The sequence below is a fragment of the Bradyrhizobium sp. USDA 4353 genome (assembly GCF_054063215.1).
The window spans coordinates 3,255,649-3,280,963 of the sequence record NZ_JBSSGB010000001.1 but is presented as its reverse complement, the minus strand read 5'-3'; the positions used below and the strand labels follow the sequence as shown (position 1 = coordinate 3,280,963).

General features: G+C 65.7%; 24 protein-coding genes and 1 tRNA gene. 11 read left to right on the top strand and 14 right to left on the bottom strand.

Annotated features, from left to right (window positions below; all coding sequences use genetic code 11):
* Positions 1 to 46: 46 nt before the first annotated feature.
* A complete protein-coding gene (locus ACVILH_RS14450) occupies positions 47 to 211 on the top strand; it encodes a DUF3309 family protein (RefSeq protein ID WP_006614022.1) in 165 nt (54 codons plus the stop codon).
* Between the two features lie 68 nt (positions 212 to 279).
* Here ACVILH_RS14450 and ligD read toward each other — a convergent pair whose 3' ends face one another.
* Positions 280 to 3,003 (bottom strand): DNA ligase D, encoded by a 2,724-nt coding sequence (gene ligD, locus ACVILH_RS14445; RefSeq protein WP_456713491.1) that lies wholly within the window; start codon positions 3,001 to 3,003, stop codon positions 280 to 282.
* Positions 3,004 to 3,633: 630 nt separating this feature from the next.
* Here ligD and ku point away from each other — a divergent pair.
* Complete coding sequence (gene ku, locus ACVILH_RS14440; protein WP_456713490.1) at positions 3,634 to 4,512, top strand: non-homologous end joining protein Ku; 879 nt, start codon at positions 3,634 to 3,636, stop codon at positions 4,510 to 4,512.
* Between the two features lie 307 nt (positions 4,513 to 4,819).
* Here the strand turns inward: ku and ACVILH_RS14435 are convergent, their stop codons facing one another.
* The 8 genes from ACVILH_RS14435 to ACVILH_RS14400 all read right to left on the bottom strand — a co-directional run bounded on the left by ACVILH_RS14435 (position 4,820) and on the right by ACVILH_RS14400 (position 13,675).
* Positions 4,820 to 5,122 carry a DUF6496 domain-containing protein gene (locus ACVILH_RS14435; RefSeq protein WP_456713489.1) on the bottom strand — a complete coding sequence of 101 codons (303 nt, stop codon included), beginning with the start codon at positions 5,120 to 5,122 and terminating at the stop codon, positions 4,820 to 4,822.
* A 252-nt stretch (positions 5,123 to 5,374) separates the two neighbouring features.
* The gene (locus ACVILH_RS14430; protein WP_456713488.1) at positions 5,375 to 6,064 is read right to left on the bottom strand and encodes a response regulator; all 690 of its coding nucleotides are present in this window, start codon (positions 6,062 to 6,064) and stop codon (positions 5,375 to 5,377) included.
* Positions 6,061 to 8,778, bottom strand: coding sequence for a DUF4118 domain-containing protein (locus tag ACVILH_RS14425; protein ID WP_456713487.1), 2,718 nt, complete (start codon positions 8,776 to 8,778; stop codon positions 6,061 to 6,063). The genes ACVILH_RS14430 and ACVILH_RS14425 overlap by 4 nt, the downstream gene beginning before the upstream one ends.
* Positions 8,779 to 8,834: 56 nt before the next feature.
* Entirely contained in the window at positions 8,835 to 9,443 is a 609-nt protein-coding gene (locus ACVILH_RS14420; RefSeq protein ID WP_456713486.1) for a K(+)-transporting ATPase subunit C, read from the bottom strand.
* A gap of 123 nt (positions 9,444 to 9,566) precedes the next feature.
* A complete protein-coding gene (gene kdpB, locus ACVILH_RS14415; RefSeq protein WP_456713485.1) occupies positions 9,567 to 11,684 on the bottom strand; it encodes a potassium-transporting ATPase subunit KdpB in 2,118 nt (705 codons plus the stop codon).
* A gap of 16 nt (positions 11,685 to 11,700) precedes the next feature.
* The gene (gene kdpA / locus ACVILH_RS14410) at positions 11,701 to 13,404 is read right to left on the bottom strand and encodes a potassium-transporting ATPase subunit KdpA (protein ID WP_456713484.1); all 1,704 of its coding nucleotides are present in this window, start codon (positions 13,402 to 13,404) and stop codon (positions 11,701 to 11,703) included.
* A gap of 33 nt (positions 13,405 to 13,437) precedes the next feature.
* Positions 13,438 to 13,527 (bottom strand): K(+)-transporting ATPase subunit F, encoded by a 90-nt coding sequence (locus ACVILH_RS14405; protein WP_006614032.1) that lies wholly within the window; start codon positions 13,525 to 13,527, stop codon positions 13,438 to 13,440.
* A gap of 10 nt (positions 13,528 to 13,537) precedes the next feature.
* Positions 13,538 to 13,675, bottom strand: a complete 138-nt coding sequence (locus ACVILH_RS14400; protein WP_456713483.1) for a hypothetical protein — start codon at positions 13,673 to 13,675, stop codon at positions 13,538 to 13,540.
* Between the two features lie 293 nt (positions 13,676 to 13,968).
* Here ACVILH_RS14400 and ACVILH_RS14395 point away from each other — a divergent pair, with 293 nt between their 5' ends.
* The 4 genes from ACVILH_RS14395 (at position 13,969) to dapA (ending at position 16,073) form a co-directional block, all read left to right on the top strand.
* Entirely contained in the window at positions 13,969 to 14,412 is a 444-nt protein-coding gene (locus tag ACVILH_RS14395; RefSeq protein WP_456713482.1) for a hypothetical protein, read from the top strand.
* Between the two features lie 18 nt (positions 14,413 to 14,430).
* Positions 14,431 to 14,715: a hypothetical protein gene (locus ACVILH_RS14390; protein ID WP_456713481.1), complete on the top strand. Its 285-nt coding sequence runs from the start codon at positions 14,431 to 14,433 to the stop codon at positions 14,713 to 14,715.
* 141 nt (positions 14,716 to 14,856) lie between these two features.
* A complete protein-coding gene (locus tag ACVILH_RS14385; protein ID WP_456713480.1) occupies positions 14,857 to 15,126 on the top strand; it encodes a hypothetical protein in 270 nt (89 codons plus the stop codon).
* Entirely contained in the window at positions 15,123 to 16,073 is a 951-nt protein-coding gene (gene dapA / locus ACVILH_RS14380; RefSeq protein WP_456713479.1) for a 4-hydroxy-tetrahydrodipicolinate synthase, read from the top strand. Before ACVILH_RS14385 ends, dapA begins: the two co-directional genes overlap by 4 nt.
* A 39-nt stretch (positions 16,074 to 16,112) precedes the next feature.
* Here the strand turns inward: dapA and ACVILH_RS14375 are convergent, their stop codons facing one another.
* The 4 genes from ACVILH_RS14375 to mobB all read right to left on the bottom strand — a co-directional run bounded on the left by ACVILH_RS14375 (position 16,113) and on the right by mobB (position 19,809).
* Positions 16,113 to 16,358 (bottom strand): hypothetical protein, encoded by a 246-nt coding sequence (locus ACVILH_RS14375; protein WP_456713478.1) that lies wholly within the window; start codon positions 16,356 to 16,358, stop codon positions 16,113 to 16,115.
* Between the two features lie 174 nt (positions 16,359 to 16,532).
* The gene (locus ACVILH_RS14370; RefSeq protein WP_456713477.1) at positions 16,533 to 18,188 is read right to left on the bottom strand and encodes an OFA family MFS transporter; all 1,656 of its coding nucleotides are present in this window, start codon (positions 18,186 to 18,188) and stop codon (positions 16,533 to 16,535) included.
* A 725-nt stretch (positions 18,189 to 18,913) separates the two neighbouring features.
* Positions 18,914 to 19,153 (bottom strand): sulfurtransferase TusA family protein, encoded by a 240-nt coding sequence (locus tag ACVILH_RS14365; protein WP_456713476.1) that lies wholly within the window; start codon positions 19,151 to 19,153, stop codon positions 18,914 to 18,916.
* Positions 19,154 to 19,263: 110 nt separating this feature from the next.
* Positions 19,264 to 19,809 (bottom strand): molybdopterin-guanine dinucleotide biosynthesis protein B, encoded by a 546-nt coding sequence (mobB, locus tag ACVILH_RS14360; RefSeq protein ID WP_456713475.1) that lies wholly within the window; start codon positions 19,807 to 19,809, stop codon positions 19,264 to 19,266.
* 205 nt (positions 19,810 to 20,014) lie between these two features.
* On the opposite strand from mobB, the gene mobA reads away from it, so the two are divergent.
* From mobA to ACVILH_RS14335, 5 genes are all read left to right on the top strand, one after another.
* Positions 20,015 to 20,638 (top strand): molybdenum cofactor guanylyltransferase MobA, encoded by a 624-nt coding sequence (mobA, locus tag ACVILH_RS14355; protein ID WP_456713474.1) that lies wholly within the window; start codon positions 20,015 to 20,017, stop codon positions 20,636 to 20,638.
* Positions 20,639 to 20,647: 9 nt separating this feature from the next.
* Positions 20,648 to 21,238, top strand: a complete 591-nt coding sequence (locus ACVILH_RS14350) for a cation transporter (RefSeq protein ID WP_456713473.1) — start codon at positions 20,648 to 20,650, stop codon at positions 21,236 to 21,238.
* 182 nt (positions 21,239 to 21,420) lie between these two features.
* Positions 21,421 to 22,632, top strand: a complete 1,212-nt coding sequence (locus ACVILH_RS14345; protein ID WP_456713472.1) for an ABC transporter substrate-binding protein — start codon at positions 21,421 to 21,423, stop codon at positions 22,630 to 22,632.
* Between the two features lie 67 nt (positions 22,633 to 22,699).
* Positions 22,700 to 23,665, top strand: a complete 966-nt coding sequence (locus ACVILH_RS14340; RefSeq protein WP_456713471.1) for a Bug family tripartite tricarboxylate transporter substrate binding protein — start codon at positions 22,700 to 22,702, stop codon at positions 23,663 to 23,665.
* Between the two features lie 197 nt (positions 23,666 to 23,862).
* Positions 23,863 to 23,938 (top strand) — tRNA-Ile (locus tag ACVILH_RS14335).
* A 426-nt stretch (positions 23,939 to 24,364) separates the two neighbouring features.
* Here ACVILH_RS14335 and ACVILH_RS14330 read toward each other — a convergent pair.
* On the bottom strand, positions 24,365 to 25,153 hold the full coding sequence (locus ACVILH_RS14330; protein WP_456713470.1) for a GntR family transcriptional regulator: 789 nt from the start codon (positions 25,151 to 25,153) through the stop codon (positions 24,365 to 24,367).
* Positions 25,154 to 25,315 lie beyond the last annotated feature (162 nt).

The window sequence follows — 25,315 nt, the reverse complement described above, 5'->3', positions numbered from 1 at the left end:
GGCAGAGTGACGCACCGCCCCGCTGCCGGGCTCTGGAGGGAAGTACATGTCCATCGGAACGATCATCCTCATCATTCTCATCATCGCGCTGCTCGGCGGCTTCTCCGGCATCGGCGGCGGCCCGTTCTACGGCACCGGCTATTACGGCGGCGGCGGCCTCGGCCTGATCATCGTCATCGTTCTGATCCTCGTCCTGCTCGGACGAATTTAGTTCACGTGTAATAATGTTTCGGGCAGACGTGGCAAACACCATGTCTGCCCGAACGATCTAACAGCCTCTCACAATTTGTCCGTCAACTTCTTGATCGCAGGCTTGATCGCCCCGGCCGCGTCATCATAACCCTCCCAAGCCTTGGTCTTGGCGAGCAGCGCCGGAACGCTGCGAACCGTGTAGCGCTTGGGATCGAGCCCGTTCTTCACCTGCGCCCACGTGATCGGCATCGACACCGTCGCGCCGTCGCGCGCCCGCGGTGACAGCACCGCGACCGCCGTCGACATCCGATCGTTGCGCAGATAGTCCAGGAAGATCTTTCCCTTGCGCAGCTTCTTCGACATGTTGAGCAGATAGTCCTCGGGGCTGTCATTTGCCATCCACTGGCACACGCCCTGGGCAAACGCCTTCGCTTCCGGCCATGTCACCTTGTCGCGTGCGCCATGCAGCAGCGGCGTCACCACATGCAGGCCTTTGCCGCCCGTGGTCTTGCAAAAGCTCTCCAAGCCCAGCGTCTTCAGGCGCTGCCGCATCTCCTTGGCCGCCGCGATGACCTCCTCGAAGGCGACGTTCGGCGCCGGATCGAGATCGAACACCAGCCGGCCCGGCACGTCATAGGCATCGGGCGCGCAATTCCACGGATGCAGCTCGACGGCTGCGACCTGCGCCACCGCGATCAGTCCCTCGACACGATCGATCTGCAGGTAGGGCTTGCGATCGCCGGACACTTTCACCAGTTCGAGCAGGTCGGACATGCCCTGCATGCCGTGCCGCTGGAAAAACCGCTCGCCACCGATGCCGTCCGGTGCACGCACGATCGAGCATGGCCGGCCCTTGATATGATCGATCATCCATTCGCCGACCGCTTCGAGATAGGTGGCGAGATCGAGCTTGGTCACGGGCTCGCCGTCACCTGCATCCGGCCACAGCGCCTTGTCCGGCTTGGAAATCGCGACGCCCATCACCGTGGCCGAGGTCTTGGACCGTGACGGCGTCTTATGGACCGTGGTGCCGCCGGTCGCGACCGTGGCCGCGGCGCGCGCCACAGGCTTCGTGACCTTGGCGGTGACGGCCGGTTCTTCTGCGACGACCTCGCGCGCCGGCTTGTCCTGGCGCAGTCCCTTGAACGAGGCCTGCCTGACGTTGTTGTCGGCGGTCCAGCCGGCAAATTCGATCTCGGCGACCAGCTCCGGCTTGAGCCAATGCACCTCACGCGCCCGACGCGGCGCGTTCTTGCCGCTGAACGGGCTCTTGTCAGCCGCCGCCGCTTGCAGCGCCGGCATGATCTCCTTCACGGTGTCCTGGCCGAAGCCGGTGCCGACGATGCCGACATAAGCGAGATGATCGTCCTTGTTGACGCCGACCATCAGCGAGCGGAATTTGCCGTTGGTGGTTTTCCAGCCGCCGATGATCACCTCATGCCCGGGCCGCGTCTTGGCCTTGGTCCAGCTCTCGGTGCGTCCTGAGTGGTAAGCCGAGTCCAGCTTCTTCGAGACGATACCTTCGAGGTTCAGCTTGCGGGCCGAGTCCAGCACGGCCTCGCCGTCGCTCTCGAAATGCTCGACATAGCGAATGCGCGGGGTCTTGCCCTTGATGTTGGCCTTCAGCAGCTTCGCCAGGCGCGCTTTCCGCTCGCGCAGTGGCTGGCGGCGCAAATCGAACTCCTCGACGAACATCAGGTCGAAGGCGAAGAACACCAACTCATCGGTCTGCCCAGCCGAGATCGCCGCCTGCAAAGCCGAGAAGTTCGGGTTGCCGTCCTTGTCGAGCGCGACGATCTCGCCATCGATGATCACATCCGGCAGCTTGGCCGCGGCTTGCGCGATCGCGCTGAACTTGGCGGTCCAGTCGAGACCCTTCCGTGTCTTCAACGTCGCCTGGCCGTCCTCGACCCTGATCTGCACGCGATAGCCGTCGAACTTGATCTCGTGCGCCCAGCCCTCGCCGCATGGCGGCGCCGCCACGGAGGTGCAGAGCTCGGGCGGAACGAAGTCGGGCAGCGACGCGACGGTCTTCGGCTCGGCCGTCTTCGTCGCGCGAGCCTTGGCAGCGCTCCCTTTCGACGCCTTCTTCTTCGCTACCCTGGCTTTCGGCGATGAGGACTTGGTCGAAACCTTCGACTTCGCTTCGCCATCGCTGCGATTGGAGTGCCACACCGCGTCGGCATTCATGCGCTCTGTCTTCGCCAGCATGAACGGCTTCGGCGCCTTGCCCTTGCCAGCCGCGATCTGCTCCATCGAACGCCCCGACGCCACCGACTTGTCGGCATCGATGATGTCGTTGGCCTCGCCTTCCCTGGCGAATTCATCGCGATGCTTGATCAGCAGCCAATTGGTGCGCTTTCCGCCGGTGCGGTCGTTGCGCATCCGCACCAGCACCCAGCTGCCGTGCAGCTTCTCGCCCTCCAGCGTGAACTTGAGGTCGCCCTTCTTGAAGCCGCGCTCGGGATCTTCGCTCTCCCAATAGCCACGGTCCCACAACATCACCGTGCCGCCGCCATATTCGCCTTCGGGAATGGTGCCTTCGAAATCGCCGTAGTCCAGCGGATGGTCCTCGACCTCGACCGCCAGACGCTTGTCGTGCGGATCGAGCGACGGCCCCTTGGTGACCGCCCACGACTTGAAGACGCCGCCGAATTCGAGCCTGAGATCGTAATGCAGCCGGGTGGCATCGTGCTTCTGAATGACGAAGCGCGGACGGTCGGCCGGCGCGACCTTGGCGTCGCCCGACGGCTCTGCCGTTTTCTCGAAGTCGCGCTTCTTGCGATAGGTGGAGAGCTTGTTGAGCGCCACGGTGATCCCTCGCTTTGAGCGGTAGCGTAGCAAAGCCGGCGGGGTGGTGGAACCGGCCGATCCAGATGATAACACCGGGCAAAGTTCCGCGTTCCCGGCACTCGGGGAGCCCGGGGTGTTGCTGCCGTCCGCCCTCCCCAAGCGAGAGGGTGCAGGGAAGGCCGGGTGCTGACCGCGGCCTATGGCCCGCCTGCAGACAAAAAGCAGGCGGCAGTCACCACAGGTACGGCCCTCAACCGGCCTTCCCTCTGCGATGGTGTTAACGCTTACTTCGCGATCTCCCCGGTGTCCGGCTTGTTAGCCACCGTCGTCCGCGCGCCTCGTCAGCGCTGCGGACTTGACGCCAGCATCGGGGCGCCAGGACCACGCGACTTCACGTCCGAGAGCCAGCGCTCGTCCGCGCATCAAGCGCACGCTGCCGTCTCGTCCATCGCCTCCCACACTCCACGTATCGTGACGACGCGTACGCCCTCTGCATGAGGCGGGATGCGCGGAAAGATCGATCCGATTTGCCCGACGTGGCAAGGGATATTAGCTGCGACAAAGTAACCCGACGGGCAAACTGCGCGGGGGAACCCGCAGCACTCCTCATCCGTTTGCGCTCTATCTCATTCGCTCACGGAGACCACGATGGCCCCCCGCGCCTATTGGAAAGGCTCGCTCAAACTCTCGCTCGTCAGCTGCCCTGTCGTGCTCTATCCGGCGTCCACCTCGGTGGAGAAGACGCGGTTTCACCTGATCAACCGCGAGACCGGCAACCGGCTCAAGCAGCAGATGATCGATGCCGAGACCGGCGACATCGTCGAGGGCGATCAGAAGGGTCGCGGCTACGAGCTGGTCAAGGGACAGTATGTCGAGATCGAGCCGGAGGAGCTGGAGGCGGTCCAGATCGAGAGCAATCATACGATCGACATCGACAGCTTCGTGCCGCGCGACGAGATCGACCAGCGCTATCTCAACCATCCCTATTACATCGCGCCCGATGGAAAGGCCGCGATCGACGCTTTCGCGGTGATCCGCGACGCCATGAAGGACCAGGATCGGGTCGCGCTGGCGCGCATCGTCCTGACGCATCGCGAGCACATCATCGCCATCGAGCCGATGGGCAAGGGCATGCTCGGCACCACCCTGCGCTTTCCCTACGAGCTGCGCGACGAGGCGGAATTCTTCGACGACATCAAGTCGCCGAAGATCACCAAGGACATGGTGGAACTGGCCGGCCACATCCTGCAGACCAAGGCAGCGCACTTCAAGCCGTCGGATTTCAAGGACCAGTACGAGACCGCGCTGAAGGCGCTGGTGAAGCGCAAGGCCTCGGGCAAGCCGATCAAGCTGCCGGAGCCTGAGGAGCGGTCGGACAACGTGGTCAGCCTGATGGATGCGCTGAAGCAGAGCCTGGGTAAGGGTGGGAAGAAGGCGTCACGCGCACCGTCGCGACGTACGACCTCACATCGGCGTCCGGCGAAGAAGGCGCATCGTTCGGCGGCGCGACAGCGCAAGGCGGGCTGACGTTGTAGCCCGGATGAGCGCAGCGATATCCGGGTCCACGCATACAGTTCGTGAGAACCCGGATGTCGCTGCGCTCATCCGGGCTACAAACTGCTTGGGTAGCGCAAGCACCCCCACGCCCACCGCCGTCATCCCGGCGAACGCCGGAATCCATACTCCGCGGCGACGTTGGTGAGACAAGACTGGTCGGGCATCCCGCCCAATTGCTTCGCCCTGAAGTTATGGGTCCCGGCGTTCGCCGGGACGACAGCGGAGGATTGGGCGACGACTGTGCCTCACGGCGCTCGCGGCGTGGAGGAGCGGCCGGTCAGCTCTTCTTCGACGACTTCTTCTTCGTCGCTTTCTTGGTAGTCTTCTTCGCACTCTTCTTGCTCGAACTCTTCGACGACTTCTTGGCCGTCTTCTTCGCCGACGATTTCGCGCTCTTCTTCGCGGGCACCTTCTTGCCTTCGCGGCGCGCTTCTGACAGGCCGATCGCGATCGCCTGCTTGCGGCTCTTGACCTTGCGACCGGAGCCGCCGCTCTTCAACGTGCCGGCCTTGCGCTTCTTCATCGCGCGCTCGACGTCCTTGGAGGCGCCCTTGGAATATTTGCGTGCTGTTTTTGCCATCGACATGGTCTCCCTGTGACAGCACGGCAATGACGGCGAGCGGCGATGGTTCCGATTGGAAGAAACTCATGGGAATGAGAAAGTTCTCGCATGACGGTGTGCACCGCCCGTGCGGTTGCCCCTCACCCCAACCCTCTCCCCGTGAAGAACGGGGAGAGGGAGCGCAGCGTGCTCGGCGCCACAGCCGGCGATCTATCGCTCAGCAGTACACCGCCGATCCGTGGCTGCGCTGCTCGTCATCGCATAGAAGCGCTAATCCGGCGCGCGCAGGCGATAGCCGATGCCGGTCTCGGTCAGGACGAATTGCGGGCGCTCGGGGTCGGTTTCGATCTTTTGGCGGAGCTGGCGGACGTAGACGCGGAGGTATTGCGCGTCGGTCAACTCGTCCCACAGCTCTTTCAGCAGGAAGCGATGCGTCAGGACCTTGCCGGCGTGCTGGACCAGGACGCGCAGCAGATCATATTCCTTCGGCGACAGCTTGATCTCGCGGTCGCCGAGCTTGACGATGCGGCGGACGAGATCGACCGAGAGCTCGCCGGTGCGGAAGACGGGTCGTTCGCCCTGCACCTGCAACTGGTGGCGCAAGGCGGCGCGCAGGCGGGCCAGCAGCTCGTCCATGCCGAACGGCTTTGTGATGTAGTCATCGGCGCCGAGATCGAGCGCCTTGACCTTGCCGGCCTCGTCGCCGCGGCTCGACAGCACCACGATCGGAATGCTCTCATTGCGCGCGCGGATGGTGCGCAGCAGCTCGTGGCCGTCGATGTCGGGCAGGCCGAGATCGAGGATGATGAGCGACGGCTCCTCGGCGAGCTTTTCGAGCGCGACCTTGCCGCTCGGCGCTTCCAGCATGTCATAGCCCTGGGTCGCGAGCCCCATGCGCAGCAACTTGCGGATCGGCGGCTCGTCGTCGATGGCGAGCACCTTGATGGGAGCGCCTGTCATGCGGCGGTGTCCAGCGGTTTGGCCTGCGCCGGCACCGGCAGGCGGATGGTGAGCACGGCGCCGCGCCGGTCGGTGCGGTTGCCGGCGACGATGCGGCCATGCATGGCCTCGATGAAGCCGCGCGAGATCGCGAGCCCCAACCCTGTGCCGGGCCGCACCTGGTCGCCCTTCTGCACGCGGTAGAACTTGTCGAACACGTGCTCGACCTCGGCGGCCGGGATGCCGTCGCCCTCGTCGCTGATGTCGAGCACGATCCAGTTCGCATCGCGCAGACCGCGGATTGCGATCGACGTGTCGGCAGGCGCGTATTTGGCGGCGTTGTCGAGCAGGTTGAACAGCACCTGCTCGAACAGCACGGCATCGACCTCGACCATGGGCAGGTCTGCGGCCAGCTCCAGCGAGACGTGGTGACCAGACAGGATCTTGCTCGCCCGGCGCAGCGCGCTGCCGACGATCTCACCGAGATCGTGCAGCGCGCTGTTCGGCTTGATCGCGCCGGATTCGAGCTTCGTCATGTCGAGCAGATTGGCGATGAAGCGGTTGAGCCGCTCGGACTCGTCGATGACGGTCGCGAGCAGGTCGAGCTTCTCGCGGTCCGACAGCCGCGTGGCGAGATCGCGCATCGTCGACGCCGCGCCGAGCACCGAGGCCAGCGGCGTCTTGAGATCGTGCGAGATCGAGGTCAGCAGCGCCGAGCGCAGCCGGTCCTGCTCCATGCTGCGCTTGACCTTGTCCATGTCCTCGACTAGCAGCACGCGCTCGATCGCGAGCGCGCCCTGGTCGACGAGCGCGTCGAGCAGCCGGCGCTGGTCGGGTGTCAGCAGCGGCCCGGTGCGGTCGTCGTCGATGCCGATGACGCCGATCAGCCCGCGGCCGGTGCGCATCGGCAGGAACAGGCGCTTGGCGCCGGGCAAGGTGTCGGAGCCGCGGCCCGCGGCGCGATCATTGCTCCAGGCCCAGCTCGCGGCGGCGAGATCGGCGTCGTCGAGCTGGTCCTCCGGCGGATAGCCGGCCATCACGGTGAGCTTGCCGTCTTGCGGGAGCAGCAGCACGACGCGGACCTTCAACATCAGCGCGGCCTGATAGGCCGTCGCCCACAGCACGTCGTCGAGCGTCGCCGTGCCGGCGAGCTTGCGGCTGAAGGCGTAGAGCTGCTCGGTGGTGCGGACGCGCTGGGTCGCGGTGTCGGCCTGCACGCGCACGCGGGAGGCGACGTTGGAGACCAGGAGCGCGATCAGCATGAAGAAGAAGAATGCGGCGACATTGGTGGGATCGGTGATGGTGAACGTGTAGATCGGCGGCAGGAAGAAGAAGTTGTAGCAAAGCGAGGCGAACAGGCTCGCCAGCAGCGACGGCCACAAGCCATAGCGCGCGGCGACACCGACGACGGCGGTGAGGAACACCAGGTCGACGTTCTCGATGCCGAAGAACGGCTGGATCAGCTCGGCGAGACCGAGACCGACGGCCGCGATCAGCAGGGCCATGACGTAGGGCTTGGCCTGCAGCGGCTCGCTGCGGGCGCGCGTCTGCACCGACGTCCCGGTCTCGCCAGGCGTCTCCTCGCCTGGAATGACGTGAATGGAGATGTTGCCCGCGCGGCGCACGAGATCATGCACCACCGAGCCCCTGACGATCTCGAACAGCCGCGAGCGCTGCGACTTGCCGATGATGATCTGGGTGACGTTGTTGGCCTGCGCGAAGCCGATGAGGTCGTCGGCGATGCGGCGGCCGACGCCGGGAATCGTCAGTGCCTCGCCACCGAGCGACTCGGCCAGACGCAGCGTATCGGCGAGACGGTCGCGCTGCTTGTCCGAGAGCTGCAGGTTGCGGCGCGTCTCGATGGTGACGGCGGTCCACGGCGCGTGCACGCGGTCGGCGAGGCGCTTGGTGTAGCGCACGAGGCCGGCGGCGCGCGGATCCTCGGAGACGCAGACGAGGATGCGCTCGCCGGCCGCCCAGGGGCCGGCGATGGCATTGGCCTGCATGTGGTTGAGCAACTGCTCGTCGACGCGCTCGGCGGTCCGGCGCAGCGCCAGCTCGCGCAGCGCCGTCAGATTGCCGGGCGAGAAATAATGCTCCAGCGCGCGCTCGGCCTGCTTGGGCACATAGACCTTGCCCTCCTTCAGCCGCTGGATCAGGTCGTCGGGCGTGAGATCGATCAGCTCGATGGCGTCGGCGCGATCAAGGATGGAGTCCGGCACGGTCTCGCGCACGCGGACATGGGTGATCTGGGCGACGACGTCGTTGAGGCTCTCGATGTGCTGGACGTTGACCGCCGTGTAGACATCAATGCCGTGCGACAGCAGCTCCTCGACGTCGAGATAGCGCTTGGGATGCCGGCTGCCGGCAGCGTTGGTATGGGCGAGCTCGTCGACGATTGCGAGCTTCGGCCGCCGCGCGATCACGGCATCGAGATCCATCTCCTCGATGACCTGATCCTTGTAGGTGATACGCTTGCGCGGAATCACCTCGAGGCCGCGCACCAGCGCCTCGGTCTCGACCCGGCCATGGGTCTCGACGAAGCCGATCACGACATCGACGCCGGCCTTCATTCGGGCATGCGCGCTCGACAGCATCTCATAGGTCTTGCCGACGCCCGGCGCGGCGCCGACGAAGATCTTGAGCTTGCCGGCAGGACTGTCCTCCCGCCGGGCTGCTTCGAGCAGGGCTTCCGGCGAGGGACGTTGGTCAGGATCGCGGCGTTGACTGGCCATGCGGCATTATAGACGGAGGCGCCGCGACGCCAAGAGCGCGGCGCCGCGCGACCTCATTATTTGGTTGCCGTTGCGGCATCGAGCGCCAGATTGAGCGCAAGCACGTTAACGCGGGGTTCGCCGAGCAGGCCGATCAGCCGCCCGTCGGTGTTTTTCGCCACCAGCGCCTGCACGCGATCCTCGGCAATGCCGCGTGCCTTGGCCACGCGGGGCACCTGGAACAGCGCAGCCTCGGGCGAGATGTCCGGATCGAGGCCGCTCGCCGACGTCGTCACCAGGTCGACCGGCACGGCCTGCGCAGGGTTCTCGGACCTGAGCTTGTCGACGTCCTCCTTGACCCGATCGGCCAGCGCCTTGCTGGTGGGTCCGAGATTGGAGCCCGAGGAGTTGGCAGCGTTGTACGGCGCCGGCACGGTCTTGGTGGAGTCGTTCGGATCGGCGGTCGTCGTCGCCGAGAGCCGGCCGTGGAAATATTTGTCGTCCTTGAACTCCTGGCCGATCAGCGCGGAGCCGACCACTTGGCCGTTGCGTGAGATGAGACTGCCTTCGGCCTGCGTTGGGAAAATGGCGCCGGCGACGACCGTCATGCCGAGCGGATAGAGCAGGCCCGTGATCAGCGTGAGCGCGAGCAGAACGAAGATGGCGGGACGGATTTCTTTGAGCATCGGTGTCTCCTATGTCTCTGCGTCATTGCGAGGAGCGAAGCGACGAAGCAATCCAGGACTGCGCGCGGGACTCTGGATTGCTTCGCTTCGCTCGCAATGACGCCGGTTGAGCGGTCGGGGTTGTCAGGCCAAATGCAAGGCGGTCACGATCAGGTCGATCGCCTTGATGCCGATGAAGGGGATGATGATGCCGCCCAAGCCGTAGATCAGCAGGTTGCGGCCGAGCAGCGCGCCGGCGCCGATGGCGCGGTAGGCGACTCCCTTCAGCGCCAGCGGGATCAGCGCGATGATGACCAGCGCGTTGAAGATGATCGCTGAGAGGATCGCGCTCTCGGGGCTGGCGAGGTTCATCACGTTCAGTACGTTGAGCTGCGGGTAGAACGCCAGGAACATCGCCGGGATGATGGCAAAGTACTTGGCGACGTCGTTGGCGATCGAGAACGTCGTCAGCGCACCGCGCGTCATCAACAGCTGCTTGCCGATCTCGACGACCTCGATCAGCTTGGTCGGGTTGGAGTCGAGATCGACCATGTTGCCGGCCTCGCGGGCGGCCTGCGTGCCGGTGTTCATGGCGACACCGACATCGGCCTGCGCCAGCGCCGGCGCGTCGTTGGTGCCGTCGCCGCACATCGCCACCAGCTTGCCCTTGGCCTGCTCGTCGCGGATCAGCCTGAGCTTGTCCTCGGGCGTGGCCTGCGCCAGGAAGTCGTCGACGCCGGCTTCGGCGGCGATCGCCGCGGCAGTCATCGGGTTGTCGCCGGTGATCATGATGGTGCGGATGCCCATGCGGCGCAGCTCGGCGAAGCGCTCGCGGATGCCGCCCTTGACGATGTCCTTGAGCTGGATGACGCCGAGCAGCCGGCCGTCTTTCGCCACCGCCAGCGGCGTGCCGCCGGCCTTGGCGATCTCGTCGGCAATCGCGCGGATCTCGCGGGCCAACTCGCTCTCCATCGGCTGGATCGCGCGCATCGTGTTGCCCGAAGCGACCTGCATCGTGCCGCCGTTGATGTAGTTCAGGATCGCATCGACCGCGCCCTTGCGCACCGGGGAGCCGCCGGCGTCGACGCCGCTCATGCGGGTCTGCGCCGTGAACGGCACGAAGGTGGCGCCGAGCTCGGCCATGTCGCGGCCGCGGATGCCGTATTTCTCCTTGGCGAGCACGACGATCGAGCGGCCTTCCGGCGTCTCATCGGCGAGCGAGGCGAGCTGCGCGGCATCCGCCAGCTCCTGCTCGCTGACGCCTCTGACAGGGCGGAACGCGGTCGCCTGGCGATTGCCGAGCGTGATAGTGCCGGTCTTGTCGAGCAGCAGCGTGTCGACGTCGCCGGCGGCCTCGACGGCGCGGCCGGACATCGCCAGCACGTTGAAGCGCACCAGGCGGTCCATGCCGGCGATGCCGATCGCCGACAACAGCGCGCCGATCGTGGTCGGGATCAAGGTCACGAACAACGCCACCAGCACCACCACCGAGATCGAGCCGCCGGCATAGGCCGCGTAGCTCGGGATCGTCACGGTCGCGAACACGAAGATGATGGTGAGGCCCGCGAGCAGGATGTTGAGCGCGATCTCGTTCGGCGTCTTCTGCCGCTCGGCGCCCTCGACCAGCTTGATCATGCGGTCGATGAAGGTCGAGCCTTGGGCGGCGGTGATCTTCACGCGGATCCAGTCCGACAGCACCTGCGTGCCGCCGGTCACCGCCGAGCGGTCACCGCCGGATTCGCGGATGACAGGCGCGGACTCGCCGGTGATGGCGGCCTCGTTGACCGAGGCGACGCCTTCGATGACCTCGCCATCGGACGGGATCGTGTCTCCCGCCTCGACCAGCACGATGTCGCCGACCTTGAGCGTCGTGCCGGCCACGAGCTTGTAGCTGTGATCGGACGTATCAGAACCCGTGAGCAGCTTGGCCTGGCTCTCGGTGCGGGTCTTGCGCAGCGACTCCGCCTGCGCCTTGCCGCGGCCTTCGGCGACGGCCTCGGCGAAATTGGCGAACAGCACGGTGAACCACAGCCAGAGGATGATCTGGAAGGTGAAGCCGAGATTGGCCCCGCCGGTGACGACGTCGCGCAGGAAGATCACCGTGGTGAGCGCGGCGACGACCTCGACCACGAACATCACGGGATTCTTGATCATCAGCCGCGGATCGAGCTTGACGAACGCCGCCTTGATGGCCGGCAGCACGATCTTGGCATCGAGCATCGTCGACATCGACGAGCGCGTCTGCAGTTTGATTGTATCCATGGAGGTTGCTCCGAGATCAGAACACGGTGCCGGCGGTCATCGCGAGATGCTCGACGATGGGACCCAAGGCCAGTGCGGGGAAGAAGGTGAGGCCGCCGATGATCAGGATGACGCCGACGACGAGGCCGACGAACAGCCCGCCTGTGGTCGGCAAGGTGCCGGCGGACGGCGGGATCGACTTTTTCTCGGCCAGCGAGCCAGCGATCGCCATCGCCGGGATGATCATGAAGAAGCGGCCGACGAACATCGAGCTTGCGAGCGTCAGGTTGTAGAAGAAGGTGTTGCCGGTCAGGCCGCCGAAGGCCGAGCCGTTGTTGGCGGTCGCCGAGGTGAAGGCGTAGAGCACCTCGGTGAAGCCATGCGGTCCGGCATTGGCCATCGAGGCCACGGCCGACGGCAGCACCACGGCGACCGCGGTCCAGCCGAGATACATCAGCGGCAGGACGAGGATCGCCAGCATCGCCATCTTGACCTCGCGGGCCTCGATCTTCTTGCCGACATATTCCGGCGTGCGCCCGACCATCAGGCCGGCGACGAAGATCGCGAGCACGACGAACAGCAGCATGCCGTAGAGGCCCGCGCCGACGCCGCCGACGATGATCTCGCCGAGCTGCATGTTGATCAGCGGGATCATGCCGCCGAGCGCGGTGAAGCTGTCATGCATCGCGTTGACCGCGCCGCAGGACGCCGCCGTGGTGATCACGGCGAACAGCGACGACGCGACGATGCCGAAGCGGACCTCCTTGCCCTCCATGTTGCCGCCGGTCAGCCCGAGCGCGTTGAGCACGTTGCTGCCGCTCGCTTCGGCCCAGTAGGTCACGGCGACGCCGGCGATGAACAGCACGCCCATCACGGCGAGGATCGCCCAGCCCTGGCGCTGATTGCCGACCATGCGGCCGAACACGTTGGTGAGCGCGGCGCCGAGCGCGAAGATCGAGATCATCTGGATGAAGTTCGACAGCGCGGTCGGGTTCTCGAACGGATGCGCGGCGTTGGCATTGAAGAAGCCGCCGCCATTGGTGCCGAGCATCTTGATCGCCACCTGCGAGGCGACCGGGCCGACCGCAATCGTCTGCTTGGCGCCTTCCAGCGTCGTCGCCTCGACATAGGGTCCGAGCGTCTGCGGGATGCCCTGCCAGACCAGGAACAGCGTGTAGACGATGCACAGCGGCAGCAGGATGTAGAGCGTGCACCTGACCACATCGACCCAGAAATTGCCGACGGTGCGCGCGGACGCACGCGAGAAGCCGCGGATCAGCGCGATCGCGAGCACGATGCCGGTGGCCGCCGACAGGAAGTTCTGGTGCGTAAGGCCGAGCATCTGGACGAGATAGGAGACCGTGCTCTCGCCGCCGTAGTTCTGCCAGTTGGTGTTGGTCAGGAAGCTGATCGCGGTGTTGAACGACAGGTCCTCCGCGACCGCGGATTGCCCAGCAGGATTGAACGGCAGCACGGCCTGCAGCCGCATCACGCCGTAGATGATCAGGAAGCCGCCGACGTGGAACAGCAGCATCGCGACCGTGTAGGTCAGCCAATGCTGCTCGCGGCGCTCGTCGACGCCGCCGATCCAGTAGACCGCGGATTCGACCGGCCGCAGCACCGGCGAGAGGAACGTACGCTCACCGTTGAAGACGCGCGTCATGTACCAGCCGAGCGGCTTGGTGAGCGCGACGATCACGGCGCAGAAAAGCAGGATCTGGATCCAGCCGATGACGGTCATGGGGATTGTCCTTGGGAGGTGCTGATGGGGCGGTCAGAACCGCTCAGGCCGCAGCAGCGCGTAGGTGAGATAGATCAGGAGGCCGAGCGACACGGCGCCGGCGAGCGAATAGTCGACGATCATGGCGCGTCTCCTACAGCCGCTCGCAGACATAGGTGTAGCCGATCGCCAAAGCGAAGAAGCCGGCGCCCAGCACCAGCATCAGAAGGTCCAGCATGATGTGCTCCTCATGCGCGAGATGCGCGCAAGCCTCGGAGCGGCCGTGGAGCATGAGTGGCAGCCACGGTCCGTTCCACGCTCCCAGGTGGCATCGGACCTCATAGGTTTTCGAGACAGCGCGGCTGGGAAAGTTATAGGAATCCCATAAAGACTGGGGGATTCCACGGCCCGGAACGCCCGGCCGCCGCCATCGCGGGCATATGAGCCGGCGTGCGCGCGGCGCGGCTTTTATACGGCGCTTATTTCTTCCCCGCCCCCGCCCTCTCGCATTCCTACAGCCACCGCCGCCAGATTGTCGGGCGCGGCCCCCGGCGGGCCGCCGCTCACCGACGACGGAACACCACCATGCCGCTCACGATCATCCAGGATACCGCGCAGCCCCCGCAGGCCGCGCAGGAAGCCGCCACGCTGCTGACGAGCCTGCTCGGCGAGGACGACGGCGTGTCGCCGCTGTCGGCGCGCGGAAGACGTCGGGTGCGGATCGATCTATTGCTGCGCGAGGAGGCGCGCATCGACGCAGCGCTGGAGGTGATCGCGCTAAGGCTGCCGGGCTGGTCGCTGCGCCGCCTCGCTTATGATCATGGTGAATGGCATTGCGCGCTGTCGCAGCGGCGCGAGATGCCCGACTGGCTCGACCAGTGCGCCGAGGCGACGCATAGCGATCTGTCGCTGGCGATCCTCCACGCCGCGGTGGAGGCGCAGCGTCTCGAGCCGCACCCAGCCCCCGGCTCGGGACGCCGTTGCGCCGAGCCCGATCTCACCACCCTGCTCTGCTGCGACAATTTCTGAGGCGGCGAGAGCCTGGCCATGATGCTCTCGGCCGACAAGCCCGTGGAGTTGTCCGCGGCCCGCGTCCTGCTGCGCTTCGGCCTGCGCACGGCGATCCTCGCCGTGTTCGCGAGCTTCGGCAGCATCGGCTTCGGACGCAGCCTCGCGTCCCTGCTGTGGATGACCGTCATTCTCTGCGCCGTGCTCGCCACAATGCGGCGCGAGCGCGTCTTCACCGCGGGCCTCAATCACTGGGACGAGATGATCGGCTATCTCGCGCTGTATTGCGCCGCGATGGCGCTGACCCCGCTCGCCGAATCCTAGGCCACGTCCCCCTTTACGCGGCGGCTATGACGTCGCCGGCACCGCCCCATCGATTTCCTATCCGGCAAGCGCGATATCCAACCCGCGACAGCGAGGCCCTCCCAGATAGGAGGCTCGCGTCACATCAGAAGGACCACAGCCATGAAGCTCGTCGAACCTCCCTCGTGCAACAAATCTGCGGCCGCGCTCGTGCTGATCGGGCGCAACAGCCGCGGCCAATGGGTCGCGCAGGAGCAGAACGGCCTCTACGGCGGCCTGTTCGTCAGCCGCGCCGAGGCGATGAAATACGCGCTGTTCGAGAACGGCCATCATCCGGAGACGATCGTCGAGTTGTCGCGCACGATCGAGCTCGACGCCGATGGACGTCTCGCGCCCATCGGCCTGCTGTATGGGAAACGACCGGTCGCATGAGCCACACCTCCCCTGCCGGGCGCGGAGTTGCGGCACGCTGGCTCACCGGCGTGATCGCGGACATTCCGACGCCGTTCACCGCCGATGGCGAACTCGACGCTCCCGCGCTCACCCGACTGTGCGTGCGGCAGATCGAGGCTGGCGCCAGCGCGATCCTGGTGTGCGAGACGGCAGGCGAAGCAGCGACACTGACAGCGGCGGAGCGCGACCTCGTCATTCGGACGGCGGTCGCCGCGGCCTGCAACCAGGCTCAGATCATCGCCGGCGCGGGCTCCAACTCGACGCTGCAGGCGGTGGAGAACACACGACAGGCGGCAGCCGCGGGCGCTGACGCTGTGATGTCGGTGGTCCCCTACTACAACCGGCCAACGGCGGAGGGCATCTACGCGCATTTCCGTGCGGTCGGCGATGCAACCGCGCTGCCGATCATCCTGCACGACTGCCCGTCGCGGACGGCCCGCGCACTGCCTGACGATATCCTGGTCCGGCTGGCGCGATGGGCGCAGTTCGTCGGCCTGCGCGACGCCACCGGCGATGTCGCTCGCACCGTTCGCCTGCGCTCCTTGGTGCCGCCCGGCTTCCGCCTGCTCGCGGGCGATGACATGGCGCCCGTGCCGTTGGCGGCGGCCGGTTCTGACGGCTGGTTCTCACTGGTCGCCAATGTCGCTCCGCAGCAATGTAAGGCGATCCTCGCCGCCTGCCAGTCCGGACGCTGGCACGCGGCCCGGCGCCTCTATCGCCGGCTGCAGCCGCTGATCGATCTGGTCCACCGCGATGCGCCCGCGACGCTGAAACATGCGCTGAGCCTGCAGAGTCTGATAGCAGCCGATGTCCGCCTGCCGCTGACTGAGCTGGACGTCGCTGCGAAGGACGCGGTCGCACAGGCGCTGGCGCGGATCAGCATGGCGCCTTCCGGGGCTGCTCCGGGGTCGATCTATCCGCTCTGAGACCAAAGGCGCCGCAAATGCGCCACGCCGGCAGGAGGCTCAGAAGTCCCATTTCTCGCGGAGGATCAAAGGCACTTGCGGCTGGCGCGAGATGTCAGCCTCGATGCAGGCGGAGGATCCTCGGCGCAGCAGCAATTCGTTGCGCAGGCGGCGGAGCTTGGCTGCGGCGATTGCGGCGTGAACGGCCTTGAATGTCCTGCGGATCATTCTGCGCAGGCGCGACGGCCCGGATGCGCGGACGGCGTGAGCGCCGCGGATCCCACGAAGCACCATGACCGAGCTCATGTCCATTCTCCGCAAAACCGCCGGCACGGCATTGGCCGGCGGCGCAGAGAATGGCGGCTGTCAGCGTAGGAATGCGAGACGGGCCGAACTCATTGCTTATAGGAAATGCATAAGCGCAAACGAAACGGGGCGGCCAGACCGGCCGCCCCGCAGGCTTCAATCCGATGAACCGGATCAGAAGATCTTGACCGCGCTCTCCAGCGTCTTCCAGACGCCCCAGGCCAGCGGCACGCCGACGAAGGCCCAGAACAGCGCAGCCTTCACATCGAAGCCGCCCTTGCCGATGCCGAACGAGCCGTGCTGGATCGCCGATTCGTTCTTGGCGAGCTGCGCCTGATATTGCGCGACCTCATCCGGGCTCATATTCCACTTCGGGTCGACGGGCTTGATCAGCATGTTGCAGATCAGGCCGGCCAGGAGCATGGCGCAGAGGATGTACATCGTGGTGTTGTAGAGCTGGTCGCGCGGCACGCCGGCGGCAAGCTGGAACTCACGGATGTAGTTGACCACCACCGGACCGACGATGCCGGCGGTTGCCCAGGCCGTGAGCAGCCGGCCGTGGATCGCACCCACGAACTGGGTGCCGAACAGGTCGGCGAGATAGGCCGGCACCGTGGCGAAGCCGCCGCCATACATCGAGAGGATGATGGCGAAGGCGCCGACGAACAAGAGCTTGGAGCCCATCGCTGCAAAGGTCGGCGCCAGTGCGTAGAGCACGATGCCGATCAGGAAGAAGCAGTAATAGGTCGCCTTGCGACCGATGTGATCCGACAGCGACGCCCAGAAGAACCGGCCGCCGATGTTGAACAGCGACAACAGGCCGGCAAAGCCTGCCGCGATGCCCGCGATCGTCGCCTTCTGCGTGGCGTCGAGCTGGTTGAAGCTGACGTCGGGCAGACCGATCAGCTTGCCGGCAAAGATCTCCTGCAGCATCGGCGACGCCATGCCGATCACGCCGATGCCCGCCGACACGTTCAGGCAGAGCACCGCCCAGACCAGCCAGAACTGCGGCGTCTTGTGCGCGTTGTCGAGATGCACATGATGCTCGGAGATCATCGCCTTCTTCACCGCCGGCGGCGTCCACCCTTCGGGCTGCCAGCCGACCGGGGCGACGCGATAGGCGAAGGCGCCGATCATCATGAACACGAAGTAGATCACGCCCATGGTGACGAAGGTCTCCCAGACGCCGACCGAGGTCGGGGTCTTGAAATAGTTCATCAGCAGGTTGGCGAGCGGAGCACCGATCATCGCGCCGCCGCCGAAGCCCATGATCGCCATGCCGGTCGCCATGCCGCGCCGGTCCGGAAACCATTTCACCAGCGTCGAGACCGGCGAGATGTAGCCCAGGCCAAGACCGATGCCGCCGATCACGCCGGCACCCAGCCACGTGACCCAGAGCTGGTGCACATAGATGCCGAGGGCTGCGATCAAAAGACCACCGCCCCAACAGCAGGCCGCGACGGCACCGGCCTTGCGCGGTCCGGCGCGCTCGAGCCAGCCGCCCCAGATCGCGGCCGAGCCGCCGAGCAGCACGAAGAACAGCGTATACATCCAGCCGAGGCTGGCGACCTTCCAGTCGCAGGTGGTCGTGAACAGCTCCTGCACCAGGGTCATGTCGGTGCAGACCTGACTCTGCGTTACGCCGATGGCGCGCGACAGCGGCAGCCAGAACACCGAGAAGCCATAGGCCATGCCGATGCACAGATGGATGCAAAGCGCAGCCGGGGGAACCAGCCAGCGGTTGAACCCTGCTTTCGCGACCGTGTGCTCGCGATCGAAGATCCCCGCTTGCGCGCTCGGGAGCGAGCCCGCGCTCTCAATAGTAGCCATGCATTCCTCCCCTACGGACTCCCGTCCAACGCAACGACGTCATGTTCTGTCCCCTTGATCAGAATCAATACGCTCACTCACCCTGCCCGCCGTCGACGTACCAGACCATTTTCGCGACGCACAAACGCCAAGAACGAGTTCCACGGGCATGCTACCCCCCACCGGGTCTCATGCGCCGTGTCATCATTGTGCCGCGTTCCGCCTGGCCCGCTCCCCAGCGGGCATGACTTACGTTCCGCAACCTCCGCGGAAGCGCCCCAATTGGTGCAGAAGCGCGGCAAAATGTCGATAGTAAAATGGTAATAATTGGTCAAACTTCGTGGATTGATCGCACTGCAGCGCGCGTGTGTTGCTAACAAACATGAAAAATCGGCGTGCAACCGACGCCACCGCCACTCTCGGCTGTAGTCATGATGGTCTCGACTACTTCGGATGATCCATCATCACTCACAGAATCAACTAATCAGATGCGCTGGCCATCACGACCGACATCATTCGGAGCGCGGCACGCTCGCGAAATCGTGAAGACAGCGGCAACCTCTCCTTGCCTCCCCGCATCAGCACAGCCTGGACTGCGAACGCGGCATTGTTGTGGGCGACGTCCGGCGGGCATGCGACGATAGGAAGCGGCTATGCGGCTTGACAGCCTCCAACTCCGACGAGCGCGCACGAACTACTTAGTTGGGACAACCTCCATGGTGTGATGAACACGCGATCGATGCCGATTATTCCGACGGCTCCGCCGCCTTCTCGATGAGAAACAAAATGGCATGATCGCTGCGATCGACGATGTCCACCTGATCGCCGGTTTCACGAATCAGGTTGGGGATGTCGATCACCGCCAGCGGATCGGTGCAGCAGACTTCCAGGCGCTCGCCGGGCCGCAGCGACTGCAGCGCCTTGCGCGTTTTCAGTGCCGGCAGCGGGCACTTCAAGCCCGTCAAATCCAGCCTCGTGATGCTCATGGGCGGACCATGGCGAAGCGGCCGGGGCCCGTCAACCCGGTCATTTCGGCCGCGCGGAACCCGAGTTCCAGCCTGAGAACGAGGCGGTTCCCCCTGGTTCCATGCGCCGCTCAAGAGTTCCATCCTTGCTGTGCCGCTTGATCTTGCAGCGCCAGGATGTCCGCAAGCGGCATGGCGTGCTCCCGGGCCAACGCGGCGATGGCTGGAATGTCGTCGAGATGGGCGCGCGGCAGAGCCCCCTCGACCGGAATGTCGCTGGCGATCGCAACGATGCCGGGATCGGCGGGGAAGAGCAGCGGCTTGCCGTTGGCCGCGCGATGCACCTCGATCCGGCGATGCGGGCCGGCCTTGTAGCCTTCGATGACGACGAGATCGACCGGCGACAACCGCGCGAGGAGATCGGCCAGCGGAGGCTCCGGCGCGCCGCGCAATTCATGCATCAAGGCCCAGCGCGTGCCGGACGCGACCAGCACCTCCGCGGCCCCAGCCTCGCGGTGGCGCCAGGAATCCTTGCCCGGAGTATCGACATCGAACCGGTGGTGGGCGTGCTTGATCACGGACACGCGCAGCCCCTGCACGTTGAGATATGGAATGAGCCGCGTGAGCAGCGTGGTCTTGCCGGCGCCGCTCCAGCCGGCGAGGCCGATGATCTTCATCGCAATCTCCAGGTCGACAGACCGAGCGGTTTCGACTGCTCTATAACGGCTGAGCGGGGATGTCATGCCGGCACGCAGCCTCCGCTGGCGGAGCTTTCGGGCTCACGCAGCCTTGCCGGAGCTCCGCCCGCGTTCGTCGGCAAATCGTGGATCACGACGGAAGCAGACGCTGACGCGGTGCTGCGATGCATGGTAACGACCTACGATGATGGCCACGACCTCGATTCCAGCCGTCCTGCTCGCCGGCGGCCTCGCCCGGCGCATCGGCGGCGGCGACAAGCCGATGCGGGCGATCGGCGGCCGCACGCTGCTGGCGCGCGTGATCGCCCGGCTACAGCCGCAATGCGACGGGCTGATCCTCAATGCCAATGGCGACCCCGCACGGTTTGCCGATTATGGCCTCACCGTGGTGCCCGACACGATCGAGGGATTTCCAGGTCCCCTGGCCGGCATCCTGGCCGGGCTCGACTGGGTTGCAGCGCATCGGCCGTCGGCACAGTGGATGCTGAGCGCAGCCACCGACTGCCCCTTCCTGCCGCGCGATCTGGTGACACGGCTCACCGCGGCGCGCGAAGCGGACCAGGCCGAGCTCGCGCTGGCGGCATCCGGCGGCCAGACCCATCCCGTCATCGGCGTCTGGCCGGTCGCCCTGCGCGACGACCTCCGCCGCGCTCTGGTGACGGAGGATATCCGCAAGGTCACCCGCTTCACGGCGCGCTACAAGGTCGTGAGCGTGACATGGCCGGTCGTCCCGTTCGATCCGTTCTTCAACGCCAACACCGCCGACGATCTCGCCGAGGCGGAGCGGCTGGCGGTGCTCGATGAGTGAGGACGCGTGATGGATGCGACAGCCCCGGTCCGCCGCGCGGTCATCGCGGTCGCGGCCCTCAATCTCGGCTATTTCGGCATCGAGTTCGCGGTGGCCTTGGCGATCGGCTCGGTGTCGCTGTTCGCGGACAGCGTCGATTTCCTCGAGGATGCCTCGGTCAATCTGCTGATCGCGCTGGCGCTGCGCTGGAGCCCGACAAAGCGCGCGCAGCTCGGCAAGGTGCTGGCGCTGATCCTGCTCGCGCCGGCGCTGGCGGGGCTGTGGACCGCCGGCGAGAAGTTCGTCGCGCCGGTCGTGCCCGCGCCGCTGCCGCTCACCATCACCGGGCTGGGCGCGCTGATCGTCAATCTCGGCTGCGCGCTGATCCTGGCGCGCGTCAGGGACCATCAGGGCAGCCTCACCAAGGCCGCGTTCCTCTCGGCGCGCAATGACGCCTATGCCAACATCGCGATCATCGCGGCCGGCCTGGTCACCGCCTTCGTCTGGCGCTCTATCTGGCCGGACCTGATCGTCGGAATCGGCATCGCGCTGATGAATGCGGATGCGGCGCGCGAGGTGTGGGAGGCCGCACATGAGGAGCACAAGGCGGCCAAGGCCTGAGCCGCGGCACCAGCACTGCTCTCGTGCTGCGAGGCGCCTATGGCGGTGCAGCGCATGTGATCGCTTCCCGGCTCCGCTGCGAGGCGTGATTGACGGCCGGCTCGGATTGATTGCAGATAGGCGGAGCGGCCGGCAGAGCCGCGACCAACAACGGCGTCATGCCGGCATCGGTGGAGGACGGATTGCAACTGAGCTCCTTGAGGACCGCCGCGTGGGCGGCCGCAGCGCTGCTGGTCACGACCGCCGCGCAGGCTGAGATCTCCGACAACGTCGTCAAGATCGGCGTGCTCAGCGACATGAACGGCCCGGCCTCGACGCCGACCGGCCAGGGCTCGGTTACCGCGGCGCAGATGGCGGTGGATGATTTCGGCGGCAAGGTGCTGGACAAGCCGATCAGCGTCATCGTCGGCGACCATCAGCTCAAGCCGGACATTGGCGCTGCGATCGCGCGGCGCTGGTACGATACCGAGCAGGTCGATCTCATCGTCGACGTCCCGGTGTCCGCGGTCGGCCTCGCGGTGCAGACCATCGCGACCGAGAAGAAGAAGCTGTTCATCACCCAATCGACCGGCGCGGCCGATTTCCACGGCAAGTTCTGCTCGCCCTACGCCATGCAATGGGTGTTCGACACCAAGGCGCTGGCCACCGGCACGGCGAAGGAGGTCGTCAAGCGCGGCGGCGACAGCTGGTTCTTCATCACCGACGACTATGCCTTCGGCCACTCGCTGGAGCGCGATGCCTCGAGCGTGGTCACCGCCAATGGCGGCAAGGTCGTCGGCGCCGTCCGGCCGCCATTCGCGACGCCGGACCTCTCCTCCTTCATCCTGCAGGCGCAGGCCTCGAAAGCCAAGATCATCGGCATCGCCGCCGGTCCCCCGAACAACATGAACGAGATCAAGACGGCGGCCGAGTTCGGCCTTCTCAAGGGCGGCCAGCAGATGGCGGCGCTGCTCGCGCTGATCACCGACATCCACTCGCTCGGCCTGCCCGCCGCGCAGGGCCTCTTGCTGACGACCTCGTTCTATTGGGACATGGACGACAAGACGCGCGAATGGTCGAAGCGCTATTTCGCCAAGATGAACCGGATGCCGACGATGTGGCAGGCCGGCGTCTACTCCGCCGTCACGCATTATCTCAACGCCGTCAAGGCGGCCGGCAGCGACGATCCGCTCGCGGTCGCCGCGAAGATGCGCGAGACGCCGGTCGAGGATTTCTTCGCCCGCAACGGCAAGCTCCGCGCCGACAATCTGATGGTGCACGATCTCGTGCTGGCGCAGGTCAAGTCGCCGGAGGAGAGCAAATATCCGTGGGACTACTACAAGATCCTCGCGACCATCAAGGGCGAGGACGCGTTCGGCCCGCCGGATCCGGCGTGCCCGCTGATCAAGAAGTGACGGCGTCGTTGATCGACCAGCGGGCCGCACGCGGCCTGCCAAAGCAAACAGCCCCGGGGAAGCGAACATGAAGCTGGCGCGTGCACTGCTGTTCGGACTGATCGTTGCCGCGGGACTTGCCGCACAGCCGGCCGCGGCCGCCTTTCCCGACCGCCCCATCCGCTGGCTGATCGGCTTCGCGCCGGGCGGCCCGGTCGACATCGTCGCCCGCATCATGGCGCAAGGACTGTCGGACCGGCTCGGCCAGCAGGTGGTGGTCGAGAACCGCACCGGCTCGGGCGGCAACATCGCCGCGGCCGCCGCGATCAACGCGGCTCCCGACGGCTACACGCTGCTGTTCGTCGCGCCCAACAACGCGATCAGCACCTCGCTGTACAAGAAGCTGCCTTACGATTTCATCCGCGACACCGTGCCGGTCGCCAGCATCATGCAGCTCACCAACATGCTGGTGGTCAGCAACGAATTGCCGGCGAGGACGGTGCAGGAGTTCATCGACTACTGCCGGGCCAATCCGGGCAAGATCGCTTTCGCCTCGTCCGGCAACGGCACCTCGGTGCACATGGCGGCCGAGCTGTTCAAGGCGATGACGAAATGCGACATGCTGCACGTGCCCTATCGCGGCTCGGCGCTGGCGTTTCCCGACATCATCTCCAACAAGGTGCAGCTGATCTTCGACAATCTGCCGACGGCGCTCGAGCAGGCCCGCGGCGGCAGCGTGCGCGCGCTCGGCGTGACCTCGCCGCAGCGCTGGCCGACGGTGCCGGACGTGCCGGCAATCGCCGAGACCGTGCCTGCTTACGAATCGGTCGGCTTCTACGGCATCTCCGCGCCGAAGGGCACGCCGCCGGAGATCGTCGAGCTCCTCAACAAGGCCGTCGGCGAGGCGCTCAAGGACCCCAAGCTGGTGGCGCGGCTGGCGGAAACCGGCGGCATCCCCCGCGCCATGACGCCGGCCGAGTTCGGCAAGCTCGTCGCCGACGAGACCGAGAAATGGCGCAAGGTGGTCGAGTTCGCCGGGGTCTCGGTGGATTGACGCCCGCGGGACCGCGCTGCATCCCCGGCCCGGAACGGCTTTCGGAGCGCCACGGGCGCGCGCCCGCGGCAAAACGATCCGGCAGCGGCATTGCCCGATCGCTGCAACGGCTGTAAACGGAGGCCGCACCGTCGCCGGGTCGTTGGAAGATGCGGGGCAGGCTAGCCCCCGCCCCTCCCAAACCATCCCGCGCCGCGGGGCCTGTAGCTCAATGGTTAGAGCCGGCCGCTCATAACGGTCTGGTTGCAGGTTCGAGTCCTGCCGGGCCCACCACCGATTTCAGCGGCTTGCTGGCTTGATCTGTCGCGGCCTCCTCGCCGCACCAGATACGTCCCCTTTTCGTTCGTGCGGAAGCGCCACGGCTCAGCATCGGCTGGCTCACGCCAGCCGCGGGAGGGCTCAATGATGTAGGAGATTGCAGGCCGCGAGGACGCTGCCCTGCCGCCGCGACGCTGGCGGCTGTCCGATCATCTGCCACGCGAAGACGTTCTGCTTGACGTGCAAGACCAACTCTATGACTGCTGTGGCCGCGCTCTTCATCTGTTTGGTGAGAGCGTCAGCGAGATGCTGGATCGCGGATCAGCTCAGCTTCGCGTCGTTCGACTTAGCCGCGTCTTCTCTCGTGACACGCGGAGCAGACAGCCACATCTTGCCGCCTTCACTGGCAGTCCTCACATGCACTGACCAAACATGTTCCACCTAGATCGAACGCAGATTTCTCCGTCCCGGCCCTAGTTGCGGAGGGGGCACGGCCCGAACCGGCGACGGCTCCTTTGACGTCCCGCCGCTCTCGCCGGCGTCGCCTGCCAACTCCGCCCAACGCCCACGGGCGTGCCGGAGGATCTCCGGCAGATGCGTGATCTCGTGCGTCATCTGCGCGTGGAGGATCGCACGGGCCGGATCGATCTGGCCGGCGTGAAGCCGATCGACCAGACCCGAAATCTCCCGGAAGTGAGTCGAGACGTCGGGACAGTGAGCGAGCGCGAGGCATCTCACATAATGGCTGCGATCGTGGAAATTCCTGATCATTCGCAGCATCTGCCCGTTTCTCGAATGGCGGACGATCCGCTCGGACACCGCTTCGATGAAGCGCGCATTGTGCTGGTGATCGCTCGCCCACGATCCCGGGGCGCTGCGCACGTCCAGCTCCAGGTCGCCCGCCGTACTCATCTCCTGCGCCTTGAGAAGACTACGATCGAGAACCAGCAGAGCGAACTCATAGAGCTCCTGCAGCTCGGTCGCGTCCGGCGTCTTCGCGAAGAAGCCGCGCTTAGGCACCGATTCGATCAGCCCCTCGCCGTGCAGGCGCTCGAGCGCTTGACGAACGGGAGTCGCGCTCGCCCCGACCCGGTCGGACAGCTCATCGATGTTCAGATGCTGACCAGGGAGGACGCACAAATGGCGCTCAGAAGAGACCAGGTCGTATCGTGTCACCAGAATCTTCAGCTTCGCGTGGGCGACATCAACCTTACTTAACTCACCGTCCACCCAACGCCCCCACAAATCCCGTCACGACCGCTGGTATGCATCTTGATTTTTTAAGTTTTATGTCTGCGCATATCTAACGTCAAAATTCCCAGTGCCTCGCGACCATGACGTGCAAGTCAGCATCGCTCGCGCCACCGTTCATTGCGACCAAAAGCAGGCGAC